The 21,842-nt window shown below is 39.5% G+C and carries 22 protein-coding genes and 2 pseudogenes; 22 read left to right on the top strand and 2 right to left on the bottom strand.

What is annotated here, in order from left to right; translation table 11 throughout:
* Positions 1 to 155 precede the first annotated feature (155 nt).
* From BZK16_RS14870 to BZK16_RS06420, 7 genes and pseudogenes are all read left to right on the top strand, one after another.
* Positions 156 to 779, top strand: a pseudogene (locus BZK16_RS14870) (ZinT/AdcA family metal-binding protein); the annotation flags it as partial.
* Positions 768 to 1,277, top strand: coding sequence for a ZrgA family zinc uptake protein (locus tag BZK16_RS14865; protein ID WP_408645565.1), 510 nt, complete (start codon positions 768 to 770; stop codon positions 1,275 to 1,277). The pseudogene BZK16_RS14870 and the gene BZK16_RS14865, both read left to right, overlap by 12 nt.
* 5 nt (positions 1,278 to 1,282) lie before the next feature.
* Positions 1,283 to 1,999 carry an ABC transporter ATP-binding protein gene (locus BZK16_RS06440; protein ID WP_077928079.1) on the top strand — a complete coding sequence of 239 codons (717 nt, stop codon included), beginning with the start codon at positions 1,283 to 1,285 and terminating at the stop codon, positions 1,997 to 1,999.
* Positions 1,996 to 3,267 carry an ABC transporter permease gene (locus tag BZK16_RS06435; RefSeq protein WP_077928078.1) on the top strand — a complete coding sequence of 424 codons (1,272 nt, stop codon included), beginning with the start codon at positions 1,996 to 1,998 and terminating at the stop codon, positions 3,265 to 3,267. The genes BZK16_RS06440 and BZK16_RS06435 overlap by 4 nt, the downstream gene beginning before the upstream one ends.
* Before the next feature lie 47 nt (positions 3,268 to 3,314).
* Positions 3,315 to 4,451, top strand: a complete 1,137-nt coding sequence (locus BZK16_RS06430; RefSeq protein WP_233145212.1) for a DUF3299 domain-containing protein — start codon at positions 3,315 to 3,317, stop codon at positions 4,449 to 4,451.
* 3 nt (positions 4,452 to 4,454) lie between these two features.
* Positions 4,455 to 5,000: a DUF3299 domain-containing protein gene (locus BZK16_RS06425; RefSeq protein ID WP_096777506.1), complete on the top strand. Its 546-nt coding sequence runs from the start codon at positions 4,455 to 4,457 to the stop codon at positions 4,998 to 5,000.
* The gene (locus BZK16_RS06420; protein ID WP_077928075.1) at positions 5,000 to 5,458 is read left to right on the top strand and encodes a Fur family transcriptional regulator; all 459 of its coding nucleotides are present in this window, start codon (positions 5,000 to 5,002) and stop codon (positions 5,456 to 5,458) included. Before BZK16_RS06425 ends, BZK16_RS06420 begins: the two co-directional genes overlap by 1 nt.
* Positions 5,459 to 5,532: 74 nt before the next feature.
* Here BZK16_RS06420 and BZK16_RS06415 read toward each other — a convergent pair whose 3' ends face one another.
* Complete coding sequence (locus BZK16_RS06415; RefSeq protein WP_077928074.1) at positions 5,533 to 6,123, bottom strand: phosphatase PAP2 family protein; 591 nt, start codon at positions 6,121 to 6,123, stop codon at positions 5,533 to 5,535.
* A gap of 328 nt (positions 6,124 to 6,451) precedes the next feature.
* Here BZK16_RS06415 and eutQ point away from each other — a divergent pair, with 328 nt between their 5' ends.
* From eutQ to BZK16_RS06340, 15 genes and pseudogenes are all read left to right on the top strand, one after another.
* Positions 6,452 to 7,180, top strand: a complete 729-nt coding sequence (gene eutQ, locus BZK16_RS06410) for an ethanolamine utilization acetate kinase EutQ (protein ID WP_158076819.1) — start codon at positions 6,452 to 6,454, stop codon at positions 7,178 to 7,180.
* Positions 7,181 to 7,193: 13 nt separating this feature from the next.
* Positions 7,194 to 8,039 (top strand): ethanolamine utilization cob(I)yrinic acid a,c-diamide adenosyltransferase EutT, encoded by an 846-nt coding sequence (gene eutT / locus BZK16_RS06405; protein ID WP_077928072.1) that lies wholly within the window; start codon positions 7,194 to 7,196, stop codon positions 8,037 to 8,039.
* On the top strand, positions 8,036 to 9,025 hold the full coding sequence (gene pta / locus BZK16_RS06400; RefSeq protein ID WP_077928071.1) for a phosphate acetyltransferase: 990 nt from the start codon (positions 8,036 to 8,038) through the stop codon (positions 9,023 to 9,025). Before eutT ends, pta begins: the two co-directional genes overlap by 4 nt.
* 53 nt (positions 9,026 to 9,078) lie before the next feature.
* Entirely contained in the window at positions 9,079 to 9,375 is a 297-nt protein-coding gene (gene eutM / locus BZK16_RS06395; RefSeq protein ID WP_077928070.1) for an ethanolamine utilization microcompartment protein EutM, read from the top strand.
* Between the two features lie 79 nt (positions 9,376 to 9,454).
* Positions 9,455 to 9,751, top strand: coding sequence for a EutN/CcmL family microcompartment protein (locus BZK16_RS06390; protein ID WP_077928069.1), 297 nt, complete (start codon positions 9,455 to 9,457; stop codon positions 9,749 to 9,751).
* A 14-nt stretch (positions 9,752 to 9,765) separates the two neighbouring features.
* Positions 9,766 to 11,199 carry an aldehyde dehydrogenase family protein gene (locus BZK16_RS06385; RefSeq protein ID WP_077928189.1) on the top strand — a complete coding sequence of 478 codons (1,434 nt, stop codon included), beginning with the start codon at positions 9,766 to 9,768 and terminating at the stop codon, positions 11,197 to 11,199.
* A 44-nt stretch (positions 11,200 to 11,243) separates the two neighbouring features.
* Positions 11,244 to 12,443, top strand: coding sequence for an iron-containing alcohol dehydrogenase family protein (locus tag BZK16_RS06380; RefSeq protein ID WP_077928068.1), 1,200 nt, complete (start codon positions 11,244 to 11,246; stop codon positions 12,441 to 12,443).
* Between the two features lie 28 nt (positions 12,444 to 12,471).
* Entirely contained in the window at positions 12,472 to 13,722 is a 1,251-nt protein-coding gene (gene eutH / locus BZK16_RS06375; RefSeq protein WP_077928067.1) for an ethanolamine utilization protein EutH, read from the top strand.
* A gap of 10 nt (positions 13,723 to 13,732) precedes the next feature.
* Positions 13,733 to 15,160: an ethanolamine ammonia-lyase reactivating factor EutA gene (locus BZK16_RS06370; protein ID WP_077928066.1), complete on the top strand. Its 1,428-nt coding sequence runs from the start codon at positions 13,733 to 13,735 to the stop codon at positions 15,158 to 15,160.
* A 15-nt stretch (positions 15,161 to 15,175) separates the two neighbouring features.
* Positions 15,176 to 16,537, top strand: coding sequence for an ethanolamine ammonia-lyase subunit EutB (locus tag BZK16_RS06365; protein WP_077928065.1), 1,362 nt, complete (start codon positions 15,176 to 15,178; stop codon positions 16,535 to 16,537).
* A 151-nt stretch (positions 16,538 to 16,688) separates the two neighbouring features.
* Positions 16,689 to 17,471 (top strand): annotated as a pseudogene (gene eutC, locus BZK16_RS06360) (ethanolamine ammonia-lyase subunit EutC); the annotation flags it as partial.
* Between the two features lie 12 nt (positions 17,472 to 17,483).
* Positions 17,484 to 18,143: an ethanolamine utilization microcompartment protein EutL gene (gene eutL / locus BZK16_RS06355; protein WP_077928063.1), complete on the top strand. Its 660-nt coding sequence runs from the start codon at positions 17,484 to 17,486 to the stop codon at positions 18,141 to 18,143.
* Between the two features lie 27 nt (positions 18,144 to 18,170).
* Positions 18,171 to 18,749: a BMC domain-containing protein gene (locus BZK16_RS06350; protein WP_077928062.1), complete on the top strand. Its 579-nt coding sequence runs from the start codon at positions 18,171 to 18,173 to the stop codon at positions 18,747 to 18,749.
* Entirely contained in the window at positions 18,746 to 20,086 is a 1,341-nt protein-coding gene (locus BZK16_RS06345; RefSeq protein WP_077928061.1) for an SLBB domain-containing protein, read from the top strand. The genes BZK16_RS06350 and BZK16_RS06345 overlap by 4 nt, the downstream gene beginning before the upstream one ends.
* A gap of 3 nt (positions 20,087 to 20,089) precedes the next feature.
* Complete coding sequence (locus BZK16_RS06340) at positions 20,090 to 20,638, top strand: BMC domain-containing protein (RefSeq protein ID WP_077928060.1); 549 nt, start codon at positions 20,090 to 20,092, stop codon at positions 20,636 to 20,638.
* 57 nt (positions 20,639 to 20,695) lie between these two features.
* Here the strand turns inward: BZK16_RS06340 and eutR are convergent, their stop codons facing one another.
* On the bottom strand, positions 20,696 to 21,772 hold the full coding sequence (eutR, locus tag BZK16_RS06335) for an HTH-type transcriptional regulator EutR (protein WP_077928059.1): 1,077 nt from the start codon (positions 21,770 to 21,772) through the stop codon (positions 20,696 to 20,698).
* Positions 21,773 to 21,842: the final 70 nt, after the last annotated feature.

Here is a 21,842-nt window from a genome sequence, read left to right as displayed (position 1 = left end):
AATCAGCAATGCATGTTTCAAATCTTACCCACAAAGTTATCCACATCCTTAATCACACTATTTGTGAATAAGTCGTTTTAAAAAATATTTTAAAGCTGTTTGACGGTCAAAATGAAATGATATAACATTGCATTTTTCAAGTTAAGGGGATTGATATGAAAAAAACTGCCATTGTTTTAGCTGCATTAAGTTTACAAGCGAGTTGGGCGCACCAACATCATCACCATAGTCATTCAGAAAAAGCAGCCTTAGCAAGCCAAGAAATTTTTGATGATGCAGATGTGGAAGATCGTGCATTGAGCGATTGGGAAGGTGATTGGCAATCCATTTATCCATATCTAGTGAGTAGGGATTTGGATCAAGTGTTGGCAGTTAAAGTCGAGAAAGGCGATAAAACGCTTGAGGAGTATCGTGCGTATTATTTGAATGGTTACAAGACAGATTTAACATTGGTGAAAATTCATGGTGATCAGATCGAATTTATTGCACCCAATCAAACAGCTGTTTGTGAATATAAATATTCAGGCAAGAATATTCTGAATTATGATTCAGGTAAAAAAGGCGTGCGCTATCAATTTGAATGCATTGATGCAGAATCAAAAGCCCCTAAATATATTCAATTCAGTGATCACATCATAGCACCAGAGAAAGCAGGGCATTTCCATTTATACATGGGCAATGATTCACATGAAACATTGGCATTGGAACTCAGCAATTGGCCAACTTTTTATCCTGCTTCGTTTAGTCAGGAAGAAATTGTGGATGAAATGATTGGGCATGATTCGCACGGAGGGCATGGTGCGCATCAACATGGTGTTGCCAATATGAATATCAGTATTGAACACGGCAATGTTGAATTAGAACTAGATGGCGCATTGGCGAACTTTATCTCTTTTGAATATGCACCACAAAGTGATGCTGAAATTGCAGAAGTGAAGGCAATGGCTAATCAGTTGAATGCAATTGATCAATTGTTTGTGTTACCGAAAGATGCAAATTGTGTTTTGAAGGATTTAGATTTGGTATCAGATGTGATTGAACCTCAATTCTTAGGGCAAAAAACACACACAGAAGAACACAAAAATCATAATACAACACATGGTAATTTAATGATGACAGCACAATGGCAGTGCCAAACGCCCGCAAAACTTCAACAGCTGAATGTGAAACTCTTTGAATACTTTCCAAATTTGGAGCATGTAGAAGTACAGATGATTACACCAAATGGGCAAAAATCTGCTGAATTATCACGTAAAAATTCTGTGATTCAATGGTAAACACAATGGAGAATACAAATTCCATCGCTATAGCGCTGAAGAAAGTTCGCTTTCTTTGGCCTAAAGCAACAGAGCCAACGATTGCCATTGATGAATTGAACATTCATCATGGTGAGCAACTTTTTATCTCAGGGCCAAGTGGCAGTGGAAAAAGCACATTGTTAAGTCTGATCGCAGGTATTTTAGTGCCAACATCAGGCGAGATTAAGATTAATGACTGCGTGACAAATCAGCTCAGTAGCGGTGAACGTGATATTTTTCGGGGAGATCATATTGGTTTCATTTTTCAGCAGTTTAATTTAATTCCTTATTTAACTGTATTAGAAAATGTTGTGATTCCTTGCCAATTATCGAAACTGCGCACACAAAATAGCATTGAAAACTATGGCTCTGTTTTAAATGAAGCGAAAGCTTTATTGCAACGTTTGGATTTATCATCTGAATTATGGCATCAAAAAGCACATCAATTATCTGTCGGGCAACAACAGCGAGTAGCAGCAGCACGTGCTTTAATTGGTAAACCTTCTATCTTGATTGCAGATGAACCAACATCTGCATTAGATGCGAATCGTCGACAAGATTTCTTAAATTTATTATTGAGTGCCTGTAACGATCATGGCACAACATTGTTATTTGTGAGCCATGATTTAGATATTATGCAGAGCTTTAGCCAAGCGATTCATCTTAATGATATTAATGATTGTGGAAAAGGTGAAGGATGAAACGATTAAGCTATTTACTATCACTCTCTTGGAAAAGCTCTTGGAATCGTCGTGGCACTTTACTATTAATAGTATTTTCTATAGCGCTATCCACCACTTTATTATTGGGCATTGAAAAAACTCGTGTGCAGGTAAGAGAGAACTTTGTACAAGCAGTTTCAGGCACTGATTTAGTAGTGGGCGCACGTGGCAGTAATGTGCAATTGATTCTATATGCAATTTTCCATTTGGGTGGTGCTACTAATAATATGGGTTGGCAAAGCGCTGAGCAAATTGATAAACGACCTGAAGTTGACTGGGTGATTCCGATTTCACTTGGAGATACACATCAAAGCTATCCTGTTGTTGCAACGAATGAAAACTTATTTGAGCATTATCGTTATCAATGGGATAAAACTTTAGCTTTTGCTAAAGGGCAACAATTTCAGCATTTATTTGATGTTGTGATTGGTTCAGAGGTTGCTAAAAATCTTAACTATGAATTAGGGCGAAAAGTTGTGCTTAGCCACGGTAATAGTCAATCAGCCATTGCACAGCATGATGATAAACCTTTTGAAGTTGTGGGTATTTTAGTGCCAACAGGCACGCCAGTGGATCGTTCTTTATATATCAGTTTAGAAGCAATGGAAGCGATTCATTTAAATTGGCAAAGTGGCGCACCGATTCCTGGCTTAAATATCCCAGCTGATCAGATCACCAAATTTGATTTGAAACCGAAAAGCATTACTGCAATGTTGGTGGGTTTGAAAAAACGTAGTCATGTATTTGCACTCCAAAAATCTATTAATGAATGGCGATCAGAACCGTTAATGGCTGTAATGCCAGGCGTTGTGATGGATCAAATTTGGGAGATGATGAGCTCAGCAGAGAAAGTATTACTCGTTGTTTCTGGATTGGTAACAGTTGTGGGCTTAGCGGGATTAACAGCGACAATCCTAGCAGGATTGGGCGAGCGCAGAAGAGAATTAGCAATCTTGCGTTCAGCAGGTGCAAAACCTACAGACATTTTAGTGTTATTAGCTTGCGAAGGATTGATGCTACTTATCATCGGTGTTATATCGGGAATCATTTTATTAGTGTTGATGATTGTGATTTTCAGTCCAATTTTGGTTAATCATTACGGAATTTTTATTACTTTATCTTGGCCAACAAGTGGTGAATGGCTGTTGCTTGGTGCGATTATGTTGGCAGGATTAATCACAAGTATGATTCCTGCATGGCGAGCTTATCGCATGAGCTTGGCAGATGGCTTGAGTATTTCAAAATGATGCATAGAATTCGGCAGTTTGTGATTGTCATAATGATCTTAGTATCTATGGCTCCATTGAGTCTAGCGGATGATTATCCAGCAATTACTTGGGATCAATTATTGATGCAATCTTCCATGGATATATCATCTCAAGATGATATATCCCCAGAAATATTGCAAAGCTATATTGACGCACAAGATAAACGATTACCTAATCCAATGCTATCAGGTAAGAATGTTGCCATTTCAGGTTTTGTGGTGCCATTGGAATGGGATCAAAATTCTAATATTAGTGAGTTTTTGCTGGTGCCTTATTATGGTGCATGTATTCATGTGCCACCGCCACCGAAAAATCAGATCATTCATGTGCGTTTGAAGGAAGGATTATCAGGCATTCAAACAATGGATAATCTCACAGTATTTGGTACGTTGAATATTGATGGCAATGTTTCTGAATATGGTGAATCAGACTATTCATTGCAGGCAGAAAGTATTCAGCATGATACTGAACACAAGCAGCAAGCATTATTATGGGCAGCTACTTTGACATTAATATCTGGCTTAGCTATTTGCATTGGTTGGTTGATCGGCCACTGGATTCAGTATAAAAGCATGACATTGATGAGAATATTATTAAGCTTTTCAGCGGGCACGATGATTTATTTAAGTTTGGCAGTATTGTGGATACAGATGAATACATTATCCATAGGATTATGGATGTTTGGCTTTTTAGTATTGTTAGTGCTGAATAAAATTCTGCATGCGCAAGGCAAATTAACTGTGACAGCATTGATGATTCATAATATTCCAGAAAGTTTTGTGATATTCAGTACAGCAATGATGAATGTTTGGTTGGGCTTATTATTGGCAGTGACGGTGATTTGCCATAATCTACCTTTGGGCTGTGGTTTAGTATTGCCTACATCTCAACAAGCGAGAAAACGACAATTTTATAGAGCTTTATTCACAGGTATTGTACCTGCATGTTTAGCAATATTGATGTATTTGTTCCTTCGTTCTGTATTATCTTTGGAATATTTGATTCATTTATCAGCTTTAGCAGGTGGCATGATGCTCTATGTTGCGATGAAGGAGATATTGCCAAAAGCTGAGCCATTACAAAATAAGCAGTCAACGATATTGGGAATGTTTGTCGCTTTAATTGTGATGACATTATTAACGATGTTAATCACAATGGGCTAGATGATGATTGGGTTGGTGCGAATTATTGGATTGCTATTCATCGGACTATTTTTAGTATTAGGCTTGGCAATTTATCAAAATGCGCCGCAGGAATATCAAAAAATTCAGTGGCATGATTTAATCTCCCAAGATGCTATTCAGCCAGAATCATTGTTTGCCAATATGAATCTGAATGCCATTTCAGATTCTGATCCAATGGCACAAGAAATGTTACAAGATATTCTGGCGGAATGGGCAAATGCGCCTATGAATGAATTATTGAATGATCAAGCAGTTAATATTTCTGGTTATATCGTGCCATTGGATTGGGCAGATAATCGATCATTGAGTGAGTTTTTATTGGTGCCATATTTTGGTGCGTGTATTCATTCACCGCCACCACCAGCAAACCAAATTATTTATGTCAAAATGGATGAACCCTTGAAAGGCGCACGCTCTATGGAAGAAATCTCACTTTCAGGCAAGCTTGCCATTCAAAGAAATGATGCGGCAGCAATGGGCGTTTCGGGATATACTATATTACCGGATGAAATTAAGAGATATGAGTGATGGCAAAAGATCAATTATCAGAAACAATGATGAAATATCTTGGAGATGCAGAAGCATTGGCCGCACAACAAGGTGTGCGTTTAACAACTTTGCGCAAAATGATTTTGGCATTGTTATTGGAAGCGAATGCGCCAGTTAAAGCTTATGAACTGATCGAAAAAATGCGTGAACAAGGTCACAGCATTACACCAACTACAACATATCGTATTTTAGATTTCTTATTATCAGAAAAACTTATCCATAAAATTCACACATTGAATGCTTATATCTCTTGTACTGTGGATCATCAACATGAGCATAACTCATTGATGGTGATCTGTTCTCAGTGTCAAAAAGCTGAAGAAATTGATGATGAAACCTTAACTGACACTATTTGTGACAAATTAGGTGATATGGGCATGTCATTACAAGATCACTGTATTGAAATCCAAGGCATCTGCAAAGATTGCAAAGACTAGAATCTAATTCACAAAGTTATCCACGTCCTTAATCACACAAATTGTGAATAAGTGTGGAAAGATATCAATTCATTTTAAATGATCATCGTATGAACTAAATAAGCAATGTATCCCAGTAATGAACCTGTTGGAATATCTAATAAGTAATGTTGCTTTGTGAAAATGCAGGACAGTGCAATTAAAATAGGGAATAAAATCACCCAACCGCCTAATGTGGAATAAGCTAAGCATGCTGTTAATGTTGCGACGGAAACATGCATACTTGGAAAACAGTTGGATGAATCATCAAACTTACGCACAAATAATAAGAATTTTTCAGAAGCTGATTTGCCCTGGTTCAGTTGTCGCCAATGTGCAGGTGTGGAAACAGGATAAACAGTAAAACAGAACATCTGCATGGCTAATAAAACGATATAACTAAATGCCATCATGATAAATTCTCGTGCATCCTGCACAATCCAGTTCATATATAAAATCGCAGGGTAATATAAAAAGCTATAAATCCAAGACCACCAAGGCCAATAGGGGACCTTTTCATCGAGAGGTGAATGGAAAGTTTTGGGTGCTTTGAGCATATGGCGCTGTGTGAAAAAATAAAATTGATACACACCAACAATTAGAATAACGCTAAGAATTAGATTAATCGTAATGTCCATTAAACTCATGTGAACTCCGCCTGTATTATTAATATTGTTATGTCAGGCTTATATTGTAAAACGGCTATGAATAGAGTCAATGAAATTTAACAAGTTGATAGTTATGAACTTCATCATCTTTAAGTCTGTAATAATTTTGTATCATTATTTTTAGTGCAATGTCATGTCAACGTATGGTGATAACCTTGATGCAAGAGATGCATTTAACTTAGATTTAAATCAAGAATTAAAATTATTTCTTCGATTTGCCAAATATTGATAATGAAAAATAGTCACGATTGCTAATCTTTTATGCAGAAAAGTATTTATGCATATAAATAAAGAAGCGAGACAGACTATGAGTAAGCAATTGATTACAGCAGAAGTTGTTCGTACATATAAACAACAAGGGCAAAGCCAGTTTGAATACGATCCTAAACTGTGCATTGTAACGCCAGAAGCGCGTGAAGTTGCAGGTGAACTGGGCATAGAAATTATTATATCGGCTGCGGTACAAACAAGCATTGCTAAAGTACCAGCGAGTAATAGTGCAAAAAAATTGTCTGATCGTGACTTTAATTTAATTCGTGAAGCAGTACTTCAGAAAATGCCACAAGGTGCAAAAATCAGCGATGAGCTTTTAGAGCAATTAGTGGTTAGAGCGATTAAAGAAGAGCAACATGCTAAAAATACTCCGCCATGCAAGCAAGCTGACAATAGCAGCACTAAGCTTAAAAGTGGAATTAAATTAGTGAAAGGCAACTTAGCTAAAACGGAGTTATTTGAAGGTGCATTGCCAGATAATAAAGTATCCATCGCAGATGTCATCACAGGACAAGATAACAGCAGTATGTCCGCAGGTTATATGAGCTGGGAGAAAGGTTTCTTCCCATGGACACTGAATTATGATGAGGTTCAGGTCATTTTAGAAGGTGAATTACACATTAAATCTCAAGGTGAAACAGTGATTGGTAAACCTGGGGATATTATTTTTGTGCCGAAATCTTCTTCCATAGAATTTGGTACACCAACGAAAGTGCGATTCGTTTATATCGCATGGCCAGCAAACTGGCAGGAACAATCTTAATAAAGGGGTTCATATGAGCTTATTTGTTACAGAAGATTGGTTAAGGGCAAATTATAGCTTGAGCGATGGTACAGAGATCCATTTGCCTGCGGATTGCCGTTTGACGCCTGCTGCGAGAACTTTAATCTCAGATCATCATTTGGTCATCAAATATTTAGATGAACAGGGGCGATTATTTGTTGAAAAACCTGAGGAAGCCAATACACAAAGTACTAATGATAATGTTCAACTAAAGCATGTGCATGGTTTAACGAGTCAAGACCAACGTGTGATGTCATCTTGCCAATTGTGCCAACAAGAAGTGGTGAAAAAACCAGATACGATGACGCATTTGAATGCTTATACATTGGTATCTAAGTCAGATCCTCGCTTAGGTTTTAGAGCAAAATTAGATAGCACAATTTCCATGGCTGTTTGGTTGCAAGGTGAAGTTTCTGACTATGCACAAAGCTGGTTAACGGATATTCGCTCTGTACTGGGCAATATTATGCGTGCAGATGCGATGGATGAAACATTGCCACATTTTGCCATTGGTGGATTGGATGAAAAATCTATTCATCAATTATCTCATTTTCCTTTGAAATATTTAGAGCATGATCACATTGTGCCAGCCTTTGAACATGGCAAAAATGTGCGTTTATTGAATTTACTCAGAACATCAATCCGTGAAACAGAAATTGTTGCCGCATCTATTTTTATTGATCGTGATTTAGTGGTGAAACGTCCTGACATTATGAAAGGTTTAAATCGTTTATCCAGCGCTGTATATGTCTTGATGATTATGTGTTTACGAGTAGAACGAGAGAAAGCTTGGTTAACTAAAGAAGCGTTGATGCAAGCATTGGAGAAACAAGTATGAAACTACTAGAGCAATGCACAGTCAATGCTAAAAAGAACCCAGGATGGGTAGTTTTTCCAGATGCAGTGGATGAGCGAGCAATTCGCGCTGCGTTACAAATTCAAAAAGAAGGCTTAGGTTTTCCTTGGTTGTTGGGTGATTTCTCGGCGATTCAACAGATCTGCCAAGCACAGAATTTACCGTATGAGTCTTTGAATATCATTGATCCAACACAATCAGAATGGATTACAGAATTTGCAGAGCGCTTGTTAGGCAAAATTAAAGATAAGACTTTAGATGATTTAAAGAAAATGGTGCAAGATCCTCTGTGGTTTGGCGCATCAATGTTGGCAACAGGGCGTTGTGATTTCTGTATTGCAGGTAATATTTCATCTACAGCCAATGTATTAAGAGCAGGCTTGCGTATTTTAGGTTTACAACCTGGCAACCAAACATTGTCTTCCATCATGATCATGATTTCACCTGATGGTAAGAATGTTTATGGTTTCTCAGATTGTGGTGTGATCCCTGTGCCAAGCATTGAGCAGTTAGCAGATATTGCAATGACAACCGCAGAAAATTTTAATGCAATTACTCAACAAACACCAAATGTTGCGATGTTGTCTTTCTCTACAAAAGGCAGTGCAAAACATGATGCTGTGATCAAAACACAAATGGCAACGCAAATGGTTATAGAGCGTGCCCCGAATTTAAATATTGATGGTGATTTACAGTTTGACGCAGCTTTAGTACCAAGTATTGGTGAGAAGAAAGCTCCTGGCAGCAAGGTTGCAGGCAAAGCAAATGTATTGATTTTTCCATCATTAGAAGCTGGCAATATTGGATACAAAATCGCTCAACGTATGGGCGGTTATGAAGCCATTGGTCCATTAATTCAAGGGCTCAATGGCGAAATGCACGATCTTTCTCGTGGTTGCAGTTGGCAAGATATGGTTCAAGTGCTTGTGATTGCAACACAAATGAAAGCAGGTAAAAAAAGTCGGTGATGAGGTCACCATTGTTTAACTTCCCATTGTGGGATTAATAAGTAGAGGTAGTTATGGAAGCATTAGGAATGATTGAAACTAAAGGTCTTGTCGCTTTGATTGAAGCATCTGATGCGATGGTTAAGGCTGCTCGTGTGACATTGGTTGGCTATAAGCAAATTGGTGGCGGTTTAGTAACAGCTATGGTTCGTGGCGATGTTGCAGCGTGTAAAGCAGCGACAGATGCAGGTGCAGCAGCAGCTCAACGTGTTGGCGGTGAAGTGATTGCAGTACACGTAATTCCACGTCCACATGGTGATTTAGAAAACTTGTTTCCAATTAAAATGTCTAAAGACAATCAGTTGGATTAATAGTCATGACAGTCATTAAGGTGTATGAGTCACAACCTTACACCTTAATGTATTGAATAACGATAAGGAAAGGAAGCTCATGAAGTTAGGAGTTATTGTAGGTCAAGTGGTTAGTACCGTGAAACAGCCTGGCTTTGAACAGGAACGCTTGCTGTTAGTGGATATCCTCAATAACAACGGCTTGCCATCTGAAGAAAGGATTGTTGCAACAGATTCTTTAGGTGCAGGCAATGGTGAGTGGGTTTTGGTTGCAAGTGGTAGTGCTGCTAGAAAAACAGTCAGAAGTATTAACGGTACAGAAGCACCAGTGGACGCGAGCGTTGTCGGAATTGTTGATGAAGCAGTGGTTAATGGTGAAGTTTTTTACCATAAGTGAGGTCAAACGTGGACATTAATTCTAAAGCAATAGAAGAAGTGGTTAAAGCCGTTCTCAGTTCAATGGGGCAAATCACAAATAATACATCAGGAACTTCTCAGGGAAATTCAGGCCAACCTCAAACTGTTGCGGCTGGTGTTTTTCATGAATTAGATGATGCAGTAATAGCTGCGAGAAATGCAGCAAAAGAATTAAGATCTGTTGCGATGCGAGATAAAGTCATCGCAGCAATTCGTCAGGCAGGTGTTGCGCATGCAAAAGAGCTAGCAGAGCTTGCTGTGCAGGAAACAGGTATGGGCCGTGTGGATGACAAAACAGCTAAAAATATTTTACAAGCTGAAGGTACGCCCGGTACTGAATGTTTACGACCAGAAGTTGTGACAGGTGATAATGGTTTAACATTGATTGAAAATGCGCCTTGGGGCGTGATCGCATCAGTGACACCATCCACAAATCCTGCAGCAACAGTTATTAATAACTCCATCAGTATGATTGCTGCAGGTAGTGCAGTTGTATTTGCACCACATCCTGCTGCTAAAAAAGTTTCTCAACGTGCAATTTCAATTTTGAATGAAGCTGTGATCGCAGCAGGTGGCCCTGCTAATCTGATGGTCACAGTGGCAAGCCCTAACATTGAAACAGCACAACGCTTATTTAAATATCCAGGCATTGGTTTATTGGTTGTAACAGGTGGTGATGCTGTTGTTGAATCAGCACGTCAACATACCAATAAGCGTTTAATTGCAGCTGGTGCAGGTAATCCGCCAGTGGTTGTAGATGAAACTGCAAATATTGAAAATGCAGCAAAATCTATTGTATTGGGTGCATCGTTTGATAACAACATCATTTGTGCAGATGAAAAAGTATTGATTGTTGTGGATTCAGTCGCTGATCAATTGATAGAAGCGATGAAGCGCCATAAAGCTTATCAACTAACAGGTGAGCAAGCGAAGCAATTAGAGCCAATTTTATTAACAAAAGTAGATGCAACTGGCCATGGTGTTGTGAGCCGTGATTGGGTTGGGCGCGATGCTACTAAAATTGCGGCGCAAATAGGCATTACAACGCCAGCAGATACTCGTTTATTGATTGTTGAAACATCCATGAGTCATCCGTTTGCTGTGACTGAATTGATGATGCCAGTGTTACCAATTATTCGTGTGAAAAATGTGGATGAAGCCATTGCATTGGCGGTTCAATTGGAAGCAGGTTGCCATCATACAGCAGCAATGCATTCAACCAATTTAGATAACTTAGACAAAATGGCACAAGTGATAGATACCAGTATCTTTGTGAAAAATGGGCCATGTATTGCAGGTCTAGGTTTTGGCGGAGAGGGTTGGACAACCATGACCATCACAACACCAACAGGTGAAGGCGTTACCAATGCAAAAACATTTGTACGTTTAAGACGTTGTGTGATCGCAGGTAATTTTAGGATTGTTTAATCATTAGATTTAAACAAATGTTCGATGTACTCGAGGAGTAAAGCATGAAATTAGATGATGTTAGCCAAATCATTTATCGCGCATTGGATGTGATGAATTCACAAAATGTGCGTAAATTCAGCGTGCCTCCTCGTACATATATGGGACCAGGATCTTTGGCATGTTGTGGTGAAGCCATGAAGGCTGAAGGATTTATCCGTACATTCATTATGGTGGATGCATTCATTCATAATACTGGCATTGTGGATGGCTTATATCGTTCATTAGAAGTTGCAGGCATTGGTTATGAAATCTGCTTATATGAAGGTGGAGAACCATCTTCTAATGTTGTGGAAGTTGCAGCACAATCTTTAGTTACCGCGGGTTGTGATAGCGTGATTGCAATTGGTGGTGGCTCAGTTTTAGATGCTGCTAAAGTGACAGCAATGTTAGCTGCCAATGCAGAATTACCTTTAGAGAGTTTATTAAATAGTGAGTTTAAGTTAAATAAGCGTTTGCCTTTGGTTGCGATTCCAACGACAGCGGGTACAGGCTCTGAAGCGACAGATATCGCAGTGATTACGAATACTAAAACAGGTGTGAAGCAAGTTTTGATTCATGATCAACTGATTCCTGATCTTGCTATCATTGATGCATGCTTAACCTTAGCATTGCCACCTTACATTACAGCAATTACTGGATTTGATGCTTTAACGCATGCGATTGAAACTTATGTGGGTTTAAAGGCTACAGCATTAACAAAAGGTTTTGCTTATCGCGCAATTACAATGATTGGTGAAGCTTTGCCGCAGGCAGTGGGGCAAGGGCAAAACATTGAAGCGAGAGAATCATTAATGTTGGCATCTTATATGGCAGGCATGGCATTTTCCAATGCAGGTTTAGGATTATCTCATGCAACTGCACACCAAATTGGTGGTAAATACCATATTCCACATGGGCAGTGTAATGCCATCATGTTGCCAGCCATTATGCGATTCAACAGTTTAGTTTGCAAAAAAGAGTATGCCGAAGTTGGGCATGCACTCACAGGTCAACATATAGAAGCTGTAGATACTATTGCAGCAGTAGAAACACTGATTCAAGAATTAGATTTAAAGCAATCTTCAACTGAATTAGGTTTAAACCCTGATGATATTCCAGAATTATCCAAAGCAGCCTTTGAAGATATTTGCTTAACGACAAACCCAAGAACAACAACGATTGCACAGATTCAAAATGTGTATGCAGATGCATTTTCAAATTAAGTGGCTATAGAGAAATAAGGGGAAAATTATGGGTATTAACGAAATAATAATATGGTTCATGATGATCTTTATGATGATTGGTGCATTTGACCGCATCATGGCTCAATTTGGTGGCTCTGCGCAGATATTGGGTAAAGTTGGCCTTGGCAAAGTGGGCAAAGGTATCGAAGGTGCTGGTGAACAATTTGATGAAGGCTTTTTAGCCATGGGTGCATTGGGTTTGGCAATGGTTGGTATTACAGCGCTTGCTCCAGTAATTAAAGATGTTTTAGGCCCAGTGATCATTCCTTTGTATCAAAGCGTTGGCGCTAGCCCAGCAATGTTTGCAGGAACAATTCTCGCGATTGATATGGGTGGTTTCCCAATTGCAGGTAGTTTAGCGAATGGTGACGTTGCAGCTGAATTGTATTCAGGCATCATCTTAGCATCCATGATGGGGGCAACGGTTGTGTTCTCGATTCCTGTTGCATTGGGTATCATCAACAAAGGTGATACTCGCTTCATGGCATTAGGAATGTTGGCAGGAATCATCGCAATCCCAGTGGGTTGTTTAGTGGGTGGTATTGTTGCGATGTATTCAGGTGTTGTTGTGAATGGACAAACAGTAGTGTTCACATTCAGCATGATTCTCATTAACTTAATCCCTGTTGCAATTGTCGCGATTTTAATCATTTTAGGTTTGAAATTTATTCCAGAGAAAATGATTTCAGGCTTCCAAGTCTTTGCAAAAATTTTAGTTGTGATCATCACAATTGGCTTAGCAGCTGCAGTATTCCACTTTTTAACAGGCGTGACATTGATCCCAGGTATGGATCCGATCTTCAACACAGGCGATGGTGAAATGCGCGCAATTGAAATCATTGGCTCAATCTCATGTGTGTTATTAGGTGCTTATCCAATGGTGCTTTTATTGACACGTTGGTTTGATAAGGCATTCAGAAAAGTGGGTGGCTTATTGAAAATGAATGACATGGCAGCAGGTGGTATGATCGCAACATTGGCAAACAATATTCCAATGTTCAGCATGATGAGCAAAATGGATAACCGCGGAAAAGTCATTAACTGTGCATTTGCTGTGTGTGCATCATTCACATTGGGTGATCACTTAGGTTATACCGCAGGTGTTATGAATCAAATGATTTTCCCAATGATTGCGGGCAAGATTGCAGGTGGTGCATTTGGTGTATTCGTAGCAATTATGATTATGCCAAAAAATATCAATGATGAAGCACCTGCAAAACCATTAGAAGAAGTTGCAGTGACAGCTGAAAAGGCATAAGGATAAAGATATGGCAACGTTAGTTCTTCATAGTGTAGGTATTGATGTTGGGACAACCACAACACAAGTCATCTTTTCAAGATTGGAAGTGGTGAATCGTGCTGCTGTTTCTCAAGTGCCTCATTATGAATTTACAAAACGAGAAATTCTATATGAAAGCCCTGTCATATTCACACCCATTAATTTTGAAGGGCAGATCCGTGAAGATGAGCTATTGGCTTTCATATTAGAACAGTATCGCGTTGCTGGCATTGCACCAGAAACATTAGAATCTGGTGCAATCATCATTACAGGTGAAACTTCTAAAGCACGTAATGCACGCCCAACCATTATGAATTTGTCTGAAAAATTGGGTAATTTCGTTGTGGCAACGGCTGGTCCTTATTTGGAATCTATCATTGCAGGGCAAGGTGCAGGTGCATCCGAGATTTCGCAAGATATTAAAGGCAGAGTTTTAAATATAGATATCGGTGGTGGTACATCTAATTATGCAATTTTTGAAAATGGTGATGCAAAAGAAGCTGCTTGCTTAAATATTGGCGGACGTTTGCTGGAGCTAGATGCTTCAGGCAAAGTTTTACGTGCACACCAACCTGCAAAAATTGTATGTGAATCGATGTTTGGTTCATCTGTTAATCCTATGAATCTAACGCAAGAGCAGATTCGTGATGTGACACGCACAATGGCACAATTAGTTTATGAAGTGGCAATTGGGCAACCTTCTGCACTGGCTAAGAAATTAATGATGTCAGATGATTTACCATCTTTGAGATCATTCCAAGCTGTCACAATTTCTGGTGGTGTTGGCACATGTGTTTATCAACCAGTACCTCAGCATGAACTGTTTAAATATGGTGATATTGGACCATTGTTGGCAGAAGCTTTATTGCAAAACCAAGGCATTAAATCTTTGCGATTGGTTCAACCAAAGCAGACGATTCGTGCAACAGTGATTGGTGCAGGTGCGCACACATTATCATTATCTGGTAGCACAATTTGGCTCAAAGAAGTGGCGTTACCAATTCGTAATGTTCCTGTGATTCAAACCAGAATATCTGGCATAGATCTACAACCACAATCCTTAATAGAAGATTGGGAGTTTGCGATTAAGCAGCATGATCTTGATCCATTATTAGATATATGTGCGCTCAATTTACCGAAAGATTTAGCAGTTGCATATAAAGAGATTCAGAAGTGTGTCGATGCATTGGCGCAATTTACACAGAGATATCCAAGCCATTTGCCACTCATTGTTGTGGCAAGACAAGATTTAGGCAAAGTTTTAGGTATGCTTTTACAACCATATTTACAAGATAGAAAGCTTGCCGTTATAGATGAGGTTGTGACTCGAGATGGTGATTATATCGATATAGGAAAGCCACTGTTTGAAGGTGAAATAGTTCCTGTGACCATTAAATCACTGGCATTTCCAGCATAGTTAAGGAGTAAAATAATGAAATTAAAAACGCAGTTATTCGGCCAAACTTATCAATTTCGAGATGTCAAAGATGTGTTGGCTAAAGCTAATGAGCTTCGTTCTGGTGATGTTCTCGCTGGCGTTGCAGCAGCATCTTCACAGGAACGCGTAGCCGCAAAGCAAGTTCTATCAGAGCTTACAGTTGCGGATGTTAGAAATAACCCTGTTGTGCCATACGAAGAAGATTGTGTGACACGCTTAATTCAAGATAACTTGAATGAAACAGCTTATAACCAAGTGAAAAATTGGACAATAGGTGAATTGCGTGAATACATCCTGAGTGATGATACAACGCTCACAGATTGGCAATTCATCAGCAAAGGCTTAAGTTCAGAAGTGATCGCAGGTGTTGCAAAAATTTGCTCGAATGCAGACTTAATTTATGGTGCTAAAAAAGTACCTGTTGTGAAAAGAGCAAATAATACGATTGGTTTGCCAGGGCATTTTGCTTGTCGTTTACAACCCAATGATACACGTGACAACGTTAAGAGTATTGAAGCACAGATTTATGAAGGTTTGTCTTATGGCGCAGGTGATGCTGTTATCGGTGTAAATCCAGTAACGGACGATGTTGAAAACTTGCGACGAGTTTTAGACACCATCTACGATGTGATCAATAAATATGAAATCCCAACGCAAGGCTGTGTATTAGGGCACGTGAGCACACAAATGGAAGCAATCCGCAAAGGTGCACCAGGTGGCTTAATTTTCCAAAGTATTTGTGGTAGTGAAAAGGGCTTAAAAGAGTTTGGTATTTCCTTAGAAATGCTAAATGAAGCGCAAGCAATTGGTCGTGAATATAATCGCATTGCAGGCGAAAACTTTTTCTACTTTGAAACAGGGCAAGGCTCTGCATTATCAGCGAATGCTCACAATGGTTCTGATCAAGTAACATTGGAAGCAAGAAACTATGGTTTAGCTCGTCATTATGATCCTTTCATGGTGAACACAGTTGTGGGCTTTATTGGACCTGAGTACTTGTACGATGATCGCCAGATCATGCGTGCAGGTTTAGAAGATCATTTCATGGGTAAATTACACGGCGTCGCAATGGGTGTTGACTGCTGTTATACCAACCATGCCAATGCTGATCAAAACGTGAATGAAACATTGTCAATTTTATTGGCAACAGCAGGCTGTAACTTCATCATTGGTATGCCACTTGGCGATGACATCATGCTCAACTATCAAACATCAGCATTCCATGATACCGCTACAATTCGTCAATTATTGAATTTACGTCCATCGCCAGAGTTTGAAGTATGGCTTGAAAAAATGGGCATCATGCAAAATGGTCGCTTAACCAGCATCGCTGGCGATGCTTCTCTGTTTTTCTAAGGAGGAATGAATAATGGATCAAAAACAAATTGAAGCACTTGTGCAGCAAGTGATCAGTAAATTGAATGTTCAATCAAACAGCAATGGTCAGCATTTCACCTCAGGTTTGAATCAGGCGAATGGTCAATCATATAACGCTGGTACATCAAGTGCTGCTGGTTCTGTGGAATCATGCAGCATTGATTTAGGTTCGCCAGAAGCGAAAGCTTGGATTGGTGTTCAAAATCCTAAGAATGCGGATGTATTGCAGGGCTTTAAAAATAATACAGCATCACGTGTAGGTTCAGGTCGTGCTGGTGTTCGCCCAAGAACATTATCCTTAGTACGTTTCTTGGCAGATCATTCACGATCAAAAGATACTGTTTTAAAAGAAGTACCTGTTGAATGGGTTGAAAAGCAAGGCTTATTAGAAATTCAGTCAGAAGTTAAAGATAAGGATCAATATTTAACTCGCCCTGATATGGGTAGAATTTTGAATGAAGCATCTGTTTCTTTAATTAAAGAAAAATGTACACAATCACCAGATGTACAAGTCATTGTTTGTGATGGTTTATCAACAGATGCCGTATTAGTGAACTATGAAGAAATTTTGCCACCATTAATGGCAGGTTTGAAAAATACAGGCTTAAAAATTGGTACACCAGTATTTGCACGTTATGGTCGTGTGAAATTGGAAGATCACATTGGTGAAATTTTAGGTGCTAAAGCGGTCGTGATGTTAGTGGGTGAACGCCCAGGATTAGGACAATCAGAAAGCTTGTCATGTTATGCCGTGTATAGCCCAACAGTTGCATTAACCGTTGAAGCAGACAGAACGTGTATTTCCAATATTCATAGAGCAGGAACACCGCCAGTAGAAGCTGCCGCTGTGATTGTGGATTTAGTGAAAAAAATGCTAGAGAAGAAAGCATCTGGCATCAATTTAACAAAATAGGAGGATTAGATTATGCCAGCTTTAGATTTAATCAGACCAAGTGTCAAAGCCGTTCGCCTCATTGCTTCTTTGCATGAAGATTTTCGCAAAGAACTCAAATTACCAGCAGATATTCGTAGCCTTGGGCTATTAACTTGTGATTCAGATGATGTTGCGTATATCGCAGCGGATGAAGCAACAAAGCAAGCGATTGTACAAGTGGTTTATGGTCGTTCATTGTATGCAGGCGCAGGCAATTCGCCTTCACCATCATCTGGTGAAGTATTGATCATGCTAGGCGGGCCAAACCCAGCAGAAGTTCGTGCAGGTTTAAATGCCATGATTGGTACCATTGAAGATGGTCCTGCTTTCCAATGGGCAAATGATCAAGAAGATGCAGCATTCTTAGCGCATGTTGTTTCTCGTACAGGTACATATTTATCAGAAATGGCAAATATCCCTCACGGCGATTCGATTGCATATTTGGTCGCGCCACCATTAGAAGCAACATTTGGTATCGATGCAGCGCTAAAAGCCGCTGAAGTGGATATGGTTGCTTATACACCGCCACCATCGGAAACGAACTACTCAGCAGCATTTTTGCGCGGTAGCCAAGCTGCTTGTAAAGCAGCATGTGATGCATTTACAGAAGCAGTATTAGAAGTGGGTCGTAATCCAATTCAATCAGCATAATGTTTTATAGGTAGTAAGGAGTCAAAAATGATTAACGCGCTCGGTTTATTAGAAGTTTATGGTTTTATCGCAGGGGTTGAAGCGATGGATGCAATGCTGAAGTCAGCCAATGTGCGTTTGTTAAGTCATTCAGTTACTCCATCTGCTTTGGTAACAATTGTCGTTGAAGGTGATCTTGCAGCATGCCGCGCGGCTTTAGATGCAGGAAGCGCGGCTGCCGAGCGCATTGGTGGTCGAGTGATTTGTCGAAAAGATTTAGGTCGCCCTGAAAAAGATACAGAAAGAATGGTTTTGAGCTTTTGTGGCGGTACACAAGCTGATGTAGCTGCGGTGAAAAAGGCAGTGGAAAGTGTTGTTGAAGAGAAAGCTGAAGTTAAAACTATACAAGAAGTCACAAAACCAAAAGAACGGGTTGAAGAAGACTTAGTCACACAAATAGTGACGTTCTTACGTAAAAAAGCGAGCAAAGGTGCCAATATGACAGATGTCATTAAGTATATTGGTTTAGATCGAGAAGTGGTGAAAGATGCGCTTCATAAAGGCGTTACACAAAAATTATTGCGTAAAAATAGCAATCGTTATTACATAATTGAGGATAAGTTATGATAACGGGCATAACTAAAGAAATTATAAGAGAGCGCGTACAGAATGCAGGGATTGTAGGCGCTGGTGGTGCTGGGTTTCCAACGTATGTGAAGTTTAATTCAGAAGCCGAAATATTTTTGGTGAATGGTGCAGAATGTGAGCCATTATTGAAAGTGGATCAACAATTGGCTGAGAAAAATGCGATTGAACTGATCAAAGGCTTGCAATATGGCATGATTGCAACAGGTGCAAAAGAAGGCATCATTGCATTGAAGGCAAAATATAAAACTGCAATTGAAACGTTAACACCATTATTGCCACATGATATACGTATCCATATTCTGGATGATGTGTATCCTGCGGGTGATGAAGTGATCACCATTTGGATGGCAACAGGCCGAAGAGTACCACCCGCAGCATTACCATTATCCGTTGGCGTTGTTGTGAATAATGTGCAAACGCTCATTAATGTATCTCATGCAGTTGAAAATGAAGCGCCTGTCATTGATAAAACCTTAACCATCAATGGCATGGTGAAAACACCGATCACTGTTACTGTGCCAATCGGTACGACTTATCGACAAGTGTTAGAAATGGCAGGTGGCGCTACAATTCCTAATCCTGCATTTTTAAATGGCGGCCCAATGATGGGCGTGCTCTTCCATGATTTGGATGAACCGATTAAAAAAACAACAGGTGCATTATTAGTTTTACCAGATGATCATTTGTTGATTCGACGCCGTACTCAAAACATGAACAGCGTTGTAGCGATGGCGCGCACAGTCTGTGAACAATGTTGCTTATGTACAGAATTGTGTCCGCGTCATTTGATTGGCCATGAATTACCACCACATTTAATCGTGCGTGCTGTAAATTATCAAAAGGCTGATCAAACAGAATGTTCCACAATTTTATCTGCATTAACGTGTTCAGAATGTGGCATTTGTGAAGCTTATGCTTGTCCTGTAGAGATTTCGCCAATGCGTTTAAATCAAGCATTGAAGGCACAATTTAGAGCAGAAGGCGCAAAATATACTGGTGAGCTTAGGCCTTTAAATCCAATGGCGGAATATCGTATGTTACCGATTAGCCGTTTGATTACGCGCATTGATTTAGACCGAATGAATCATAAAGCCCCAATGATTAATATTGACTGGATGCCATCGAAAGTTGTATTGCCATTGTTGCAACATATTGGTGCACCTGCAAAACCTGTGGTTGCTGTAGGTGATCGTGTGACAAGAGGACAATTAATCGCAGCTATGGATGCAGGAAAATTGGGCGTGCCATTACATGCGAGTATTTCAGGAATTATTCAGAACATTGATGATCATAATATTGTGATCGCACAGGAGTAAACTATGTTACATGCCATCGGATTAGTTGAATTAAATAGTATTGCAAAAGGCATTGAAGTGACAGATGTCATGTTAAAAACGGCAGATGTAACATTACTCACATCAAAAACCATTTGCCCAGGCAAATATATCGTGATGGTGGGCGGTGAAATTGCTGCTGTGAATCAATCTGTTTCAGTGGGGGCTGAAGCGGGTGGCTTTTTAATGGTGGATAAGTTTGTATTGCCGAACATTCACCCAAGCGTTTTGCCTGCAATCAGCGGTGTGACAAATGTGGACAAGCGTCAAGCGATCGGTGTTGTGGAAACATATAGCGTTGCAGCTTGTATCGAAGCTGCGGATGCTGCTGTAAAGGCTGCAAACGTGACATTGATTCGAGTACATATGGCATTTGGGATTGGTGGTAAATGTTATTTTGTGGCTTCTGGTGATGTTGCAGATATTCAAACTGCTGTGGATGTTGGTACACAAAGTGCGGGTGCTAAAGGTTTATTGGTTTACAGTATGGTTGTCCCAAGACCACATCCAGATTTGTGGCAACAACTGATTTAATATGAATATTAAATTGAAAAGCCTGATCATTGATCAGGCTTTTTGCATTTGTGGTGTTTATTGAAAAATCATGCGGTTGCTTAAAGTTTGTGAGGGTAGTTCTTTAAACAGCAATTGATAATCCGCTGAAAATTGCCCCATATGCCAGAATCCCCAAGACATTGCAACATCTTGTACTGTATTGAATGCAGAATAAGGGCTACGTAATTCACGGCGCACAGCATTTAATTTAATGGCTTTAAGATAAGTAATCGGAGAAACATTCCATACAGAATGGAATGCATTTTGTAATGTTCGACGGCTTGTTTTTAAATGCTCACATATATCAATAATGGTGAGTTCATCTTGATTTTGTGCATGATCAATCACAAAATCATGAGCTTTTTGGACAAGGTTAATATGGTTTTGTTGGGATTTTTTAAGTAAAGGATTGTGTTGATTGATGACAATGTTACTGAATAATGAATCCAATGATTCTAAAAGATCATAGCGAAGATTTTTAATGGTGATGATATTGTTGAGAATCTCGGGTGTTGAATGAGCAATGCTAAGAGCCGTTTCAATGATATGGCAAAGCTTGTGTTTTTCTGCGTGCCCAATTTGGATGGTCATCTGTTTGGAAAGTGTTTGTAGCGGTAAAGGCCTTTGTAATAGAGTTTCAAAGTAACTTTCCAATAATTGGATATCAACGACTAATCCTAGGATAGTGTAGTTGTCAGGTGTATTGAGCCCAAACTCTGTGCCACCAATTTGTATACCCACAAGATCATCAGTCAATGTGCTATTGCCAATCATGCCCATCTGAGGGTTGCTGGGTAAAGGAATGCCGATCCAAATTGATCCTGGCCAAGTCATACATTTTTGCTGAACCGTTTTATTCGTATATTCTTTAAAGAATTGAATGCCCTCTAGCCAGCCTTCAATCACAGAGCCATCAAATTGACCAGGAAATATTTGATTGTACAGCTGTTGCCAGCCTGTAATATTGCAAGCATGTTCATAGACATCGACAGTTTTGCGAACATTGATGGTATTGAATTCTACAATGGGTTGTAATTTTGATAATGATGGATACGACAAATCTATATCTGTGTGATATAGCCGATGAAGGTCTACTTTTTTACTATGAGCCACTATATCCTCCTTGCATTAATATGCAATTGTTAGAATAACCTGCTGAATCATATTCTGGTTTTGCGAAAAA

Source organism: Wohlfahrtiimonas populi, from assembly GCF_002006795.1.
Lineage (GTDB): Bacteria > Pseudomonadota > Gammaproteobacteria > Cardiobacteriales > Wohlfahrtiimonadaceae > Wohlfahrtiimonas > Wohlfahrtiimonas populi.
Note: the sequence above shows the minus strand (reverse complement) of the source record. Positions and strands in the feature narration are given on the sequence as shown.